The sequence below is a fragment of the Sphingomonas sp. Leaf10 genome, from assembly GCF_001421245.1.
Classification (GTDB): Bacteria; Pseudomonadota; Alphaproteobacteria; order Sphingomonadales; family Sphingomonadaceae; genus Sphingomonas.
Genome location: NZ_LMKE01000001.1, coordinates 413,864 through 427,462, shown reverse-complemented (window position 1 = coordinate 427,462; position 13,599 = coordinate 413,864). Strand labels below are relative to the sequence as shown.

Sequence of the window (13,599 nt, the reverse complement as noted above, 5' to 3'; positions counted from 1 at the left end):
CTCCCCTCCCTGACAGGGAGGGGGCGGGGGTGGGTCGGCCCGTTGTAGCACCGTCACCTTCCCTCGCGGGCCTACCCACCCCCAGCCCTTCCCTTCCCTTCCAGGGAGGGGAGAACACACGCCTCTTCGGGCTACGACAACAGAAAAGGCCGCGGTAGCAAACGCCACCGCGGCCCTTTTCGCGAAGGTCGACGCAGCGTTTCGCTGCGCCCGACTTACTTCTTGCCGAGCGTGAGACCGCCGAAACGCTTGTTGAAGCGTGCGACCTGACCACCCGAATCCAGCATCTGGCCACGGCCGCCGGTCCATGCCGGGTGCGCCAGCGGATCGATGTCCAGCTGCATCGTGTCGCCTTCCTTGCCCCAGGTGGAGCGGGTTTCGAACACGGTGCCGTCGGTCATCTGGATCTTGATGGTGTGATAGTCGGGGTGCGTGTCTTTCTTCATCGGTCTTCTCCGTCATGGCTGGTTCCGACCAGCCTGGAAATGGGAAGGCGAGCCCGTACACGGACGCGCCCATAATAGCAATGATCGGCGGTGCTTTACGCCTTGGGCGGATCGGCGATCATCGCGGTGAATTCGCACTCGGCGGCCAGTTCGCCGTCGATGCGCGCCTTCCCCGCGAACTTGCAGACGCGCGCGCGCTTCTGCACGAATTCCGCCTCCAGCGTGAGCAACACGCCCGGTTCGACCGGCTTGCGGAATTTCACGCCGTCGATCGACATGAAATAGACCAGCTTGCCCGAACCGGCGAGGCCGAGGCTTTCGACGGCGAGGATGCCGGCGGCCTGCGCCAGCGCCTCGACGATCAGCACGCCCGGCATGATCGGACGGCCGGGGAAATGCCCCTGGAAGAAGCCTTCGTTGATCGTCACCGCCTTGATCGCGGTGATCGACCGGTCGGGAATCAACTCCGCGACACGGTCGACCAGCAACATGGGATAGCGATGCGGGATCGCCGCCATCACACGCGTGATGTCGAGCGGTCCGATCGAGGTCGCCTCCCCTTCCACGATCAGCGGCCTGCCGGTGCCGGACGCGTGCCGGCGGCGGGCGCGGTAGCGGCCGGAGCAGCCTGTGCCGGCGCGGTCACGCTGACGCTCGGCAGCGCGGCGTTGAGCGCGGTCAGCACCGCATCGGTGATCTCGGTCGCCGGCGCGTTGTAGAAGCTGTTGCCCTTGTCCACGGCCAGCGTGGCGCCGCGCTGCTGCGCGATCTGGGTGATGATCGGGCCGAGGCGGGTGCCGATCTGTTCACGGACATAGGCGATGTTGCGCTGAACCTGCTGTTCCTGCTGGCCAATCTGCTGCTGCGCCTGCTGCTGACGCTGTTCGAAGGTGCGGATACGGGCTTGCAGCGCCGCGTCCGGATTGCCCTTGGCAGCGGTCACTGCGGCCTGCAGCGACTGCGCATCTGCTTGCAGCGGCTGACCAAGCGAGGTCGCCAGCGACTGCAACTGCTGACGCTGCGCCTGCAACTGGGTGGTCGCCGCCTTGCACGCGGTGCAATCACGGAACAGGCGCTCCGAATCGACGACAGCGATCTTCGCGTCGGGCAGCGCCTGCGCGAATGCCGGGGCGGTCGGTGCTGCGAAAACGAATGCGGCGACAGCCGCCTTGGTGAAGCTACGCATCAGAATTGAGTTCCTACGTTGAAAGTGATGAGTTTACGGTCGTCGCCCGGCTGGCTCAGCAGCGCCTTGGCCAGATCGATCCGCAGCGGTCCGAATGGCGAGTTCCAGTTCACGCCGATACCGATCGACAGACGTGGCCGGGCGGAGTCGCCGAGGAACTGTTCGAGGAACGGCTGCGTGGTATTGATCGCGACCGTATTCGGCTCGCCACCGACGCAGGTGCCACCGATGGTGGCGGCATAGCCGACCGCGCACGTCGTCTGCCGGATCGCCGGGGCGCCCGAACCGTCGGTGAACTGGTTGTTATATACCTGCAATCCGCCGGTCGTCGTGATCGGCGAGCTGAACGGCAGCAGCGACGGCGAACCGTCCTTGTTGAACTGCAAGGTACCGTCGGCATTGCGCGCCTGCTCGAACGCCAATGTCGGGCGCGGCCGGGTAACGCCGAACAGCGCACCCGCCTGAACGAAGATCGACGGCCGCAACCCGAGTTCGGCGATGCCGGAGCCGAGTGGCGGTTCAAGCTCGATCTTGCCGAGATAATAGGCCTTGCCGCCGAGCGGATCGTTCAGCACCTGCTCGCGCGCGGTGACCAACGTCTGATCGCCGCTGGCGACCGAACCGGTATATTGCTGACGCTGGATACGCGGGCCGACGCCGCGAATGTCGAAACCGCGGAACTGCGGTTCGCCGAGGTAGAAGCGATCGACGATGCGGACCGGATCGATCCCCTCGCCCGCGCTCTTTTGCAGCGAGTGGATATAGCCGCCCTCGACGCCGGCCGACAGGATGAAGCCGCCGACATTCCAGTATTTGTCGAAATCGCCGCGAATACGCGCGAAGCGGACGTCACCGCCCAGCCCGGCGAAATCGAGTCCGGTCACCAGCCGCTGCCCGCGCGACGGACGCAGGCGGTTGTTGAGATTGTCAAAAATCAGGTTCGCGCCGACCATGCTGGTCAACCGGTTGCCGATCGAATCGCACAGATAACGCCCGGCCTTCAGCGGGTCGCAGACGCCGTTGGTGAAATAGGTGCCTTCGTCCAGCCCGACATTGTCCTGGCTCAGCTGATAGCGGCCCGACAGCGTCCAGAATTCGGTGAGCGGCACGCTCGCCACGAGCTGGCCGCCGGTCGAAACCTGCGAATACAGCGAGTTTCGGCCGGTGCCGAGGAAGTTGAACGAATTCAGATCCCGGCGGAAGATCGTCCCGCCCAGTGCGATATTCTTGTCGAACAGATAAGGTTCGGTGAAGCCCAGTTCGACCGACTTTTGATAGGTCGAATAGTTGACCGACGCCTGAAGGTCCTGCCCCTTGCCGCGGAAATTCCGCTGCCGGATCGACGCCTGGATGATGAAGCGTTCGAGGCTGGAGAAACCTGCCGACAACGTCAGTTCGCCGGTCGATTTCTCCTCGACGTTCGCGCCGAGCACGATGCGATCGGGGGACGACCCTTCGGTGCGCTCGATCTCGAACTTGTCCTGGAAGTAGCCGAGCGAATTGATGCGGTCCTGCGAACGCTTGATGAGGAACGCGTTGAAGGCATCGCCCTCCGCGACGCGGAATTCCCGGCGGATGACGCGGTCCTGCGTCTGGGTGTTGCCGGTGATGTTGATCTTTTCGACATAGGTGCGGTTCGCTTCGTTCAGGACGAAGGTGATCGACATCGTATGCTTTTCGCGGTCCGGCACATAATCCGGGCGAACGTCGGTGAACGCATAGCCGAACAGGCCGGCATATTCGCTCAGCTGGTCGATCGTGTCCTCGACCTGCTTGGCGTTGTACCAGTCGCCCTTCTTCATCGGCAGCGTCTTGGTCAGCGCGGCATTGTCGAAGTCGCGGATCGCGCTTTCGACCTTCACGTCGTCGAACTTATAACGCGGACCTTCCTCCACCACATAGGTGATGATGAAGTCTTCCTTGTCCGGCGTCAGTTCGGCAACGGCCGAAATGACGCGGAAATCGGCATAGCCTTCGGTCAGGTAGAATTGGCGCAGCTTCTGCTGGTCATAGGCCAACCGGTCCTGATCGTAGCTCGTGTTCGAGCTGAAGATGCGCCACGGCCGCGATTCCTTGGTCGCCATTTCGCCGCGCAACTGGCTGTCGCTGAACACCTCGTTGCCGAGGATGTTGATCTGGCGGACCTTGGACTTCGCCCCTTCCTGAATTTCGAAGATCACGTCGACGCGGTTCTGGTCGAGCATGACCATCTTCGGCTCGACATTCGCGGCGAAGCGGCCCTGACGGCGATACAGTTCGATGATGCGCGCCACGTCGGCACGGACGGCGGTCCGGGTGAATATCTGCCGCGGGGCGAGCTTGATCTCCTTGGTGATCTTGTCGTCCTTCAGCCGCTTGTTGCCCTCCAGCACCACGCGGTTGATGATCGGGTTCTCACGGACCCGGACGATGATGTCGCCGGTTTCGGCGCCTTCGATCGCCACATCGGCGAGCAGATCCGATGCGTACAGGTCCTTGATGGCCTGATCGAGGGTCTCGGCGGTGTAGGGGATGCCGACCCGCAGCTTGGTATAGGACAGCACCGTATCGGGTTCGATGCGCTGCGATCCTTCGACGCGGAGCGAGCGGATGGTGCGGACCGGCGCGGTCGGGGCAGCCGGAGCCTGGACGGCGGGGGGGCGCACTGCCGGCGCGGCAGCGGCGGGCGCGCGCTGCGCCTGCGCGAAGGCCGTGCTCGAGAGCATCGTGCCCGCGAGCAGCGCGACACCGCGCACGCCGTGAATCGAAAACTTGCTTAGCGTCACCAAACCCACCCCAACCGGAGGAACTTTCATCACAGGACGTGCGCGCCCTGCCCTAACCACGTCAGCCGATCAAGCCGGCCAGCCCCTGCCACACGCCGAACGCCCCCAGATCGTTCACCGTGACAAAGATCATCAATGCCAGCAACAGGGCCAATCCGCCACGAAACGCCCATTCCATCGTCTGCGGACGGACCGGCCCGCGCTTCACCGCCTCGATGGCGTAGAACAACAGGTGCCCGCCATCCAGCATCGGAACTGGCAACAGGTTGATGAATCCAAGATTAATCGAAACGAACGCCACGAACGTCACCAGCGCCGGCCAGCCAAGCGAGAATTGCTCGCCCGACGCCTTGGCGATGCGTAGCGGCCCGCCCATTTCCTCGACCGATCGCCGACCGGTGATGATCTGAACCAGCCCGTCAACCGTCCCGCGCAGGATGCTGCCGACCATCCGCACACCCTCGCCCGGCGCCTGCCAGATCGGGACCGACACGAAGACCGGGTCGCCGCGTTCGATGCCGAAGCGGCCGATCTCGGCCTCATTACCGAACCGGTCGCGCTGGCGCACCGGACCGATCGTCGCTTCGGTCTCGCGCGGCGCGTCGTTCCGGAGATAGTCGACGCGGACCCGTTCGTTGGGGCGCATAACGGTGTAGAAGGACAGGTCGGAGAAGGTGTCGATCGACCGGCCGCCCATCGCGGTGATACGGTCGCCGGCCTGCAATCCGGCGCGCTCCGCCGCGCTACCCTCGACCACCCGCCCGATCGTCGCCGGGGTCCGGTCGACACCGTATGCCGCAGCGAACCCACCAAGGATCGCAACCGCGATCAGCAGGTTCACCGCCGGTCCCGCCGCGACGATGATCGCGCGCTGCCACACGGGCTTTGCCTGAAACGTCCGTGCGCGTTCGGCGGCGGGCAGTTGCAACCATTCGGCATCGGGTTGCGACGCGGGGTTCATGTCACCGGCAAAGCGGACATAGCCGCCGAGCGGCAGCCAGCCGAATTTCCACCGCGTGCCATGGCGATCGGTGAAGCCGGCAATTTCCTTGCCAAAGCCGACCGCGAACGCATCGACCTTCACGCCGAACCAGCGCCCCGCCGCATAGTGACCGAATTCGTGCAGGAACACGAGCGGACCCAGCACCAGCAGGAACGCCACGACGGTAATCAGCAACCCCGGGGATTCGATCAAGCCGCGCAATCCTTCACACGCTCCCGTGCCAATGCACGCGCTTCGGCATCGATCGCCAGCACGGCGTCGAGCGTCTGCGGCCCTGCCGGGTCGAAGCGTTGCAAGACATCGCCGACGATTGCGGCAATTTCGAGGAAGCCGATCCGCCGGTCGAGGAACGCGGCGACCGCGACCTCGTTGGCGGCGTTCAGGATCGCCGGACGTCCGCCGCCTGCCGACAGCGCGGCACGGGCAAGCGCCAGTGCGGGGAAGCGTTCCATATCGGGCGCTTCGAAATCCAGCCGACCGATCCGTGCCAGATCAAGCCGTTCGCACGGCGTTTCCATCCGGTCGGGCCATGCCAACGCATGGGCGATCGGCACGCGCATGTCGGGCGAACCGAGCTGTGCCAGTGTCGACCCGTCGACATATTCGACCATCGAATGGATCACCGACTGCCGGTGGACCAGTACGTCCAGCTGCTCGGGCGTCACCGGGAACAGGTGATAGGCCTCGATCAGTTCGAGGCCCTTGTTCATCATCGTCGCCGAATCGACCGAAATCTTGGCGCCCATCGACCAATTGGGATGCGCCACTGCCTGTTCGGGGGTGATGCCCTGCATCTCCGCCAGCGAGCGTTCACGGAACGGGCCGCCGCTCGCGGTCAGGATGATGCGACGGATACGCTCGGGTGGGCAATCGTCGAGGCATTGGAAGACGGCATTATGCTCGCTGTCGACCGGCAGCAGCGTGGTGCCGGCTTGGCGAGCCGCTGCCATCATCACGTCGCCAGCGGATACGAGTGCTTCCTTGTTGGCGAGCGCGACCGCGCCGCCACGGGCAAGGGACGCCATGACCGGCTTGAGACCCGCCGTGCCGACGATCGCCGCCATCGTCCAGTCGACGGGACGCGCCGCGGCTTCTATGACCGCCTGCTCGCCGCCAGCCGCCTCGATGCCGCTATCGCCCAGCGCGTCGCGAAGGGCCGGCAGGCAGGCTTCGTCGCCGACCACCGCCAGTTTCGCGCCGACGCGCCGCGCCGCCGCCGCCAGCTTGCCGACGTCCCGATTGGCAGTCAGCGCTTCTACCTCGAACGCGTCGGGCGCGCGCTCGATCAGGTCGAGCGTCGACGTGCCGACTGATCCGGTCGCGCCCAATATGCTAACGCGCTTCATGACAAATATAATCCCGCCAACAGCATCAACGCCGCCGCCGGCGCGACCGGCACCAGTCCGTCGAGCCGGTCCATCACCCCGCCATGCCCCGGCAGGACGTTACCCGAATCCTTGACCCCGGCGGTACGCTTCAACTGGCTTTCATACAGGTCGCCCGCCTGTGCCAGCACCGCCAGCAACGGCGTCGCCAGCGCCAGATGCAGCGGCAATCCGGCATATTGCAGCACACCGCCCAGTACCGATGCGGCGATGACCCCGCCGATCAGCCCGGCCCAGGTCTTGTTCGGGCTGATCGTAGGCGCCAGCTTCGGCCCGCCGATCGTCCGCCCGGCAAAATACGCGCCGATGTCGCAGGCCCACACCAATGCCATTGCCCAGAAGGCGAGCAACAACCCGTCAGGCCGGTCGCGCAGAAACACGACCGCCAGCGCCGGGAAACCGCAATAGAGAATGCCCCGGGCGAGCTTGGGCAGGCGGGTCGTGATCACAACGAAGAACGCGGCGCCGATGATGAGGCCGAATGCAAGGAACCCCGCCCCCGCCGCCAGCGGCGACAGGATCGCCAACGGCACGGTCAACGCCAGCTGCGCCAGCCGCTTATGCTCGCGGGACACCTTATGCAGATCGGCCCATTCGGCCATCATGAACAGGGTACCGACCGCCACCAACAGCCAGAAGGCGAACCCGCCGATCCACAAGGCGGTCGCCGCGACGGCGATCATACCGACGCTGGCGAACGTACGGGTGGCGAGGTCGGACTTGCGGCGCGCTATGGGATCGGTGACGGGTTCGGGCGTCACAAGCCCCCGAACCGGCGCTGTCGCCGGCCATAGGCGGCGATCGCCTCGGCCAGCGCCGCGCCGTCGAAATCGGGCCACAGCGTGTCGACGAACAGCAATTCGGCATAGGCTGCCTGCCACAACAGGAAGTTCGACAGCCTTTGTTCGCCCGAGGTACGGATCATCAGATCCAGCGGTGGCAGGTCGCGGGTGTCGAGTTCGCGGTCGATCGCCGCCTCGTCGATCGCCGACACCGGCATCCCCGCCGCGACACGCTCCGCCAGGCGACGAGCCGCCGCGACCAGTTCGGCCTGCGCGCCATAGTTCAGCGCGATCGCGAGGATCGGACCGGTGTTGGTCGCGGTGCGGGCGACCGCACTCTCGATCAGCTTGACTAGATCGGGCTGCAACGCCTGATAATTTCCGAGAATGCGCAGCCGCACACCCTCGCGATGCAGTTCGTCGATCTCGCTTTTCAGGAAATGGCGCAGCAACCCCATCAGATCGCCGATTTCCTGTTCGGGGCGCCGCCAATTCTCCGAGGAAAAGGCGTAGAGGGTCAGCGCCTCGACGCCCTGTTCGCGTGCCGCACGCGCGATGCGCCGCACCGCTTCCACACCCTGCCGGTGGCCGGCGATCCGCGGCAGGCGCCGGGCCTTCGCCCAGCGGCCATTGCCGTCCATGATGATCGCGACATGGCGGGGGATCGGCGTGGAATGGGGCAGCCCCGGCACCGCGCGATCGTCCGCCGGAACCGAAGTGCGTGCGGCGAACGACGTCACTTGCCGAGGATTTCCTTTTCCTTCGCGCTGGCGGCAGCGTCGAGGTCGGCAATGGTCGCGTCGGTCATCTTTTGGACCTCGGTCTCGAGCTTCTTGCGCTCGTCTTCCGAATAGACGCCCTTCTTTTCGTCGGTTTTCAGGCTTTCCATGCCGTCGCGACGAACGTTACGGACCGCGATACGCGCCGATTCCGCGTACTTGCCGGCGAGCTTCGCCAGTTCCTTGCGGCGTTCCTCGGTCAGGTCGGGGATCGGCAGACGCAGCGTCTGACCATCGACGATCGGGTTGAGGCCGAGCCCTGCCGAACGGATCGCCTTGTCGGCCGGACCCACGTTCGTCTTATCCCACACCTGCACCGACAACATGCGCGGTTCGGGTGCCGATACGGTCGCGACCTGGTTCAGCGGCATGTGCGCGCCGTAGACCTCGACGGTGACCGGATCGAGCAGCGATACCGACGCACGCCCGGTGCGCAAACCGCCCAGATCGCCCTTCAGCGATTCGACCGCGCCGGCCATGCGGCGTTCCAGATCGGCCTTGTTATATGCGGCCATAACCGACTTCCTTTTGAATCAAGCGTTGTTCTGAACGATCGTCGACACACCCTCACCCGCCAGCACGGCGGCGAGGTTGCCTTCGTCACGAATGTTGAAGACGACGATCGGGATATTGTTGTCGCGGCACAGTGCCACCGCCGATGCGTCCATGACCTTCAGGTCGTCGGCCAGCACGCGCCCGAAGCCGAGCGTGTCGTAGCGCGTCGCGGTCGGCACCTTCTTGGGATCGGCATCATAGACGCCGTCGACGCTGGTACCCTTGAACAGCGCTTCGCAGCCCATTTCGGCGGCGCGCAGCGCGGCGGTGGTGTCGGTGGTGAAGAACGGGCTGCCGGTGCCGGCGGCGAAGATCACGACGCGGCCCTTCTCCATATGGCGCACGGCACGGCGGCGGATATAGGGTTCGCACACCGACGCCATCGGGATCGCCGACTGGACGCGGGTTTCGACGCCGATCTGTTCGAGCGCATTCTGCATCGCCAGCGCGTTCATGACGGTTGCCAGCATGCCCATATAGTCGGCGCTGGCGCGTTCGAAGCCCTTGGCCGCACCCGCGACGCCGCGGAAGATATTGCCGCCGCCAACGACGATGCAGACCTCGTGACCCTCACCGCGTGCCGCCTTGATCTCACGCGCGACACGCTCGCACATCGCCGGGTCGATGCCGAACTGGCCCGATCCCATCAGGACCTCGCCCGACAGTTTCAGGAGGATACGGTTGAAACGGGGACGGGTCATGACACCTGCGAAAATGGTCTATCGGGAGCGCGGCGGACCCTAGCCGCGCATGCCCGCAAAGCCAAGCGACGTTATGCCGATGCAAAACGGGCCGCGTGGGCAGATTGCCCGCGCGGCCCGCGAAGTTGGCAAAGGTTGCGCGTATTAGCGCGCGAGACCTGCCGTGGCAGCGACTTCGGCGGCGAAGTCGCTCTCTTCCTTCTCGATGCCTTCGCCGAGCTGGAAGCGGACATAGTCCTTCAGCACGATCGCGGTGCCGGCATCCTTCGCCGCCTTGGCGACGACGTCGGCGACCGGCGTCTTGCCGTCAATGACGATCGGCTGGCTCAGCAGCGCGTTTTCCTTGGCGAACTTCTTCACCGAACCTTCGACCATCTTGGCGATGATGTCGGCCGGCTTGCCCGAATCGGCGGCCTTTTCGGTCGCGATCTGACGCTCACGCTCCAGAATGTCTTGGTCGAGACCGCTTTCGTCCAGCGCCAGCGGGAAGGCAGCGGCGATGTGCATCGCGATCTGCTTGCCCAGCGGCTCCAACACGTCGACGCCGGCGTCCGATTCCAGCGCGACGAGCACGCCAATCTTGCCGAGGCCCGGGCCGGCCGAGTTATGGACGTACGGGATCACCGCACCCTTGGCGACCTCGACGGCCTTCGCACGACGCAGCACCTGGTTCTCACCGATGGTCGAGATGTTGGCGACCAGCGCGTCTTCGACGGTGCCGCCGTTCGGCATCGTCTGCCCCTTCAGCGTCTCGACATCGTCACCCTTTTCCAGCGCGATGGCGACAACGTCGCGCACGAAGCTCTGGAACTGGTCGTTCTTCGCGACGAAGTCGGTCTGGCTGTTGACTTCGATCGCGACGCCCTTGGTGCCGGCGACGGCAACGCCGACCAGCCCTTCGGCGGCGGTGCGGCTCGACTTCTTGGCAACGGCGGCGAGACCCTTGGTGCGCAGCCAGTCGACGGCGGCTTCCATATCGCCATTATTCTCGGACAGCGCCTTCTTGCAGTCCATCATGCCGGCGCCCGAGCGCTCACGCAGTTCTTTGACGGCGGCGGCGGTAACTTCTGCCATGATCTGGCTCCTGTTTGGTGTTCGATATGCTTGCGGGCGAGGCAGCGCGGTTTTCGCCCTGCCCCGCCCGCACGTCAGTTCCGTGACAGCTTACGCTTCGACCGGAGCTTCCGGCTGCGGCTCGACGCTCAGCGCTTCTTCGGCCGGCGGTTCGTCCATGGCGCCGAGGTCACGGCCCGAATAGGCGGCGGCCTGCTGACCACCACGGGTCGCGGCGATGGCGATGGCTTCGCAATACAGACGGATCGCGCGGCTGGCGTCGTCGTTCGCGGGGACCGGGAACGCGATGCCGTCGGGCGAGACGTTCGAGTCGAGGATCGCGACGACCGGGATACCCAGCGTGTTGGCTTCCTTGATCGCCAGCTCTTCCTTGTTCGCGTCGATCACGAACATGATGTCGGGAATGCCAACCAGATCGCGGATACCGCCGAGCGACAGCTCCAGCTTATCCTTTTCACGGGTCAGGTTCAGCACTTCCTTCTTGGTCAGGCCGTGCGTGTCGCCCGACAGCTGCTCTTCGAGCGCCTTCAAGCGCTTGATCGAGTTGCTGATCGTCTTCCAGTTGGTGAGCATGCCGCCCAGCCAGCGATGGTTGACGAAGTGCTGGCCCGACTTGCGAGCGGCTTCGGCGATCGGCTCCTGCGCCTGACGCTTGGTGCCGACGAACAGGACCTTGCCGCCCGACGCGACGGTCGACGACACGAATTCAAGTGCGCGTGCGAACAGCGGAACAGTCTGCGACAGGTCGAGGATGTGGACGCCGTTACGATCGCCAAAGATGTACGGCTTCATCTTCGGATTCCAGCGATGGGTCTGGTGGCCGAAGTGCGCGCCCGATTCGAGCAGGGCCTGCATGGTGACGACAGGTGCCGCCATAGGATAATTCCTTCCGGTTGATCCTCTGGGAAGCAGGAACCCTTATCGAGCCAAAGGCTCGGGCACCGGTATGTGAGCTTCCCATGTGGGGTTGAGATCGGCGCCGTTAGCGCAAAACGTACCAACGATCAAGCCTTGACGTTGGAACGATATGAGAACATTACAGGTTCAGAAACGGACCATGGAACTGTGGTCCGGCGTGGATGTTGGACATCTTGCGGTTTTTTGGAACCGCATGTTCCGGGGAGTTACGAGATGGCCCTGTTTGCTTACACCTTGTTCGCCGCCGCATTCCTGATCGCCATGGGGACGATCGTCGCAACGATCCTGCCGGCGAGCGAACGCATCCTGCGCCTGCTGCGCCGTGGCCCGGAATGGACGATCGATCCGTTGCCGCCGGTGCGACTCACTTCGCGGCGCGGCGTCATCCGGCAGCGCGCCGTTACGTCCGCGTCGCAGCCGCTTCGCGCTGCCGCTTGATCCGGCCGTAGCTGCGGATGCTGAACGGTAGCGTCACCAGATAGGCGACGCACACCATCGTCAGCGTCTGCCATGGCGCCGATACCAAAGCCGCCGCGACGACGACCAGCGCAACAATGACCTCGAAACGGATGTTGCGGCGGAGCTTGAGCGACGACCAGCTGAAGGTCGCAAGGCTGGATACCATCAGGAACGCGACGAACGCGACCCACGGTGCCACGATCCATGGCGAGCGGAAGATTTCCTCGCCGCTCCAGATCCATGCGTACAGCGGCAGCATGGCCAGACCGGCACCGGCCGGTGCCGGAATGCCGGTCAGGAAACCGGCCGACTTGTGCGGCTGATCGACGACGTCGATGCGCGCATTGAACCGGGCCAGGCGTAGCGCGGTGAATACCGCATAGATCAGCGAAACGATCCAGCCGACGCGGGGTTCGTTGAGCAATGCCCACAGATACATGATGAGTGCTGGTGATACGCCGAACGAGATCGCGTCGGACAGCGAGTCCAGCTCCGCGCCGAACCGGCTTTCGCCGCGCAATATCCGCGCGACGCGACCATCGATGCCATCAAGCACGCCGGCAAGCAGCACCATCAGCACCGCCCGCTCCCATTCGCCACCGATGGCGAAGCGAATGCCGGTCAGGCCGGAACACAAAGCGAGCGCGGTGACCGCGTTCGGGGCGAGGGCGCGCAGCGGAATGCCGCGGACGGGCAAGGGGCGGTGCATCTTACTGTGCGATCCCGCTGGGCGCCGGCAGGCCCGGTCGGCCCAGCACGGTTTCCCCGGCGACGCTGCGCTGACCCAGCACGACTTGCGGCTCGACCCCTTCGGGCAGGAACACATCGACCCGACTGCCGAACCGGATCAGCCCGACGCGCTGTCCGGCGGCGACGATATCGCCCGGCTTCACGAAGCCGACGATCCGCCGCGCGACCAGTCCCGCGATCTGTGTGAAGCCGACGCGCTGTCCGTCGAGACTTTCGACCACGACATGCTGCCGTTCGTTTTCATCGCTCGCCTTGTCCAGGTCGGCGTTCAGGAACTTACCTGAGATATAGACCACCTGTCGGATCGTCCCCGCGATCGGGGTGCGGTTGATATGCACGTCGAACACCGACATGAAGATCGACACGCGCACCAGTGGCTGATCGCCAAGGCCGTTGGGTCCACGCAATTCGGGCGGCAGCTCGACCCGCTGGATCATCGTCACCAACCCATCGGCCGGTGCGACAATCAGCCCGTCGCCCTGCGGCGTCGTACGGATCGGATCGCGGAAGAACGCCGCGACCCATAATGTCACCAGCCCCATCGGCCATGCCAGGGTCTCCCACGCCATGAAGGCGAAGAAGGCGGTGATGGCGGCGGCGATGAGGACGTATTTGCGCCCTTCGGGATGGACCGAGGGCCAGCGCCACTTGACGGTCGTGGTGCCGACCGCGGGCTTTTCGAGCGATGCCATGAAGCGTGGTGTACCCAAGGCGGACCGTGCTGACAACCGCCGCGCATCCGCGACGCGGTTGATCCTTGCCAACCGACCCCGTAAGGCCGCGCCAATCGCAACAG

At 64.8% G+C, this 13,599-nt stretch carries 15 protein-coding genes; 1 reads left to right on the top strand and 14 read right to left on the bottom strand.

The window, feature by feature from the left end:
• Positions 1-215: 215 nt before the first annotated feature.
• From rpmE to rpsB, 12 genes are all read right to left on the bottom strand, one after another.
• The gene (rpmE, locus tag ASE59_RS02090; RefSeq protein WP_056451480.1) at positions 216-446 is read right to left on the bottom strand and encodes a 50S ribosomal protein L31; all 231 of its coding nucleotides are present in this window, start codon (positions 444-446) and stop codon (positions 216-218) included.
• A gap of 95 nt (positions 447-541) precedes the next feature.
• Entirely contained in the window at positions 542-964 is a 423-nt protein-coding gene (gene fabZ / locus ASE59_RS02085; RefSeq protein WP_056452714.1) for a 3-hydroxyacyl-ACP dehydratase FabZ, read from the bottom strand.
• A 50-nt stretch (positions 965-1,014) separates the two neighbouring features.
• Positions 1,015-1,632, bottom strand: a complete 618-nt coding sequence (locus ASE59_RS02080; RefSeq protein ID WP_056451478.1) for an OmpH family outer membrane protein — start codon at positions 1,630-1,632, stop codon at positions 1,015-1,017.
• A complete protein-coding gene (gene bamA / locus ASE59_RS02075; RefSeq protein WP_056452711.1) occupies positions 1,632-4,397 on the bottom strand; it encodes an outer membrane protein assembly factor BamA in 2,766 nt (921 codons plus the stop codon). The genes ASE59_RS02080 and bamA overlap by 1 nt, the downstream gene beginning before the upstream one ends.
• Before the next feature lie 61 nt (positions 4,398-4,458).
• Positions 4,459-5,592 (bottom strand): M50 family metallopeptidase, encoded by a 1,134-nt coding sequence (locus tag ASE59_RS02070; protein ID WP_056452708.1) that lies wholly within the window; start codon positions 5,590-5,592, stop codon positions 4,459-4,461.
• Positions 5,589-6,746, bottom strand: a complete 1,158-nt coding sequence (locus tag ASE59_RS02065; RefSeq protein ID WP_056451475.1) for a 1-deoxy-D-xylulose-5-phosphate reductoisomerase — start codon at positions 6,744-6,746, stop codon at positions 5,589-5,591. The genes ASE59_RS02070 and ASE59_RS02065 overlap by 4 nt, the downstream gene beginning before the upstream one ends.
• Positions 6,743-7,546, bottom strand: coding sequence for a phosphatidate cytidylyltransferase (locus tag ASE59_RS02060; RefSeq protein WP_056451473.1), 804 nt, complete (start codon positions 7,544-7,546; stop codon positions 6,743-6,745). The genes ASE59_RS02065 and ASE59_RS02060 overlap by 4 nt, the downstream gene beginning before the upstream one ends.
• On the bottom strand, positions 7,543-8,259 hold the full coding sequence (locus ASE59_RS02055; protein ID WP_056452706.1) for an isoprenyl transferase: 717 nt from the start codon (positions 8,257-8,259) through the stop codon (positions 7,543-7,545). The genes ASE59_RS02060 and ASE59_RS02055 overlap by 4 nt, the downstream gene beginning before the upstream one ends.
• A gap of 44 nt (positions 8,260-8,303) precedes the next feature.
• Positions 8,304-8,861 carry a ribosome recycling factor gene (gene frr, locus ASE59_RS02050; RefSeq protein ID WP_056451471.1) on the bottom strand — a complete coding sequence of 186 codons (558 nt, stop codon included), beginning with the start codon at positions 8,859-8,861 and terminating at the stop codon, positions 8,304-8,306.
• A gap of 18 nt (positions 8,862-8,879) precedes the next feature.
• Positions 8,880-9,602 (bottom strand): UMP kinase, encoded by a 723-nt coding sequence (gene pyrH, locus ASE59_RS02045; RefSeq protein ID WP_056451469.1) that lies wholly within the window; start codon positions 9,600-9,602, stop codon positions 8,880-8,882.
• Positions 9,603-9,746: 144 nt separating this feature from the next.
• The gene (gene tsf / locus ASE59_RS02040; protein ID WP_056451467.1) at positions 9,747-10,676 is read right to left on the bottom strand and encodes a translation elongation factor Ts; all 930 of its coding nucleotides are present in this window, start codon (positions 10,674-10,676) and stop codon (positions 9,747-9,749) included.
• Positions 10,677-10,766: 90 nt separating this feature from the next.
• Positions 10,767-11,552, bottom strand: a complete 786-nt coding sequence (gene rpsB / locus ASE59_RS02035) for a 30S ribosomal protein S2 (protein ID WP_056451465.1) — start codon at positions 11,550-11,552, stop codon at positions 10,767-10,769.
• A gap of 255 nt (positions 11,553-11,807) precedes the next feature.
• On the opposite strand from rpsB, the gene ASE59_RS02030 reads away from it, so the two are divergent.
• Positions 11,808-12,032 carry a hypothetical protein gene (locus ASE59_RS02030; protein ID WP_056451463.1) on the top strand — a complete coding sequence of 75 codons (225 nt, stop codon included), beginning with the start codon at positions 11,808-11,810 and terminating at the stop codon, positions 12,030-12,032.
• On the opposite strand, the gene ASE59_RS02025 is transcribed toward ASE59_RS02030, so the two are convergent.
• Entirely contained in the window at positions 11,995-12,762 is a 768-nt protein-coding gene (locus ASE59_RS02025) for a CDP-alcohol phosphatidyltransferase family protein (RefSeq protein WP_056451461.1), read from the bottom strand. The genes ASE59_RS02030 and ASE59_RS02025 overlap by 38 nt on opposite strands.
• Before the next feature lies 1 nt (position 12,763).
• Positions 12,764-13,495, bottom strand: a complete 732-nt coding sequence (locus ASE59_RS02020) for a phosphatidylserine decarboxylase (protein ID WP_056451458.1) — start codon at positions 13,493-13,495, stop codon at positions 12,764-12,766.
• Positions 13,496-13,599 lie beyond the last annotated feature (104 nt).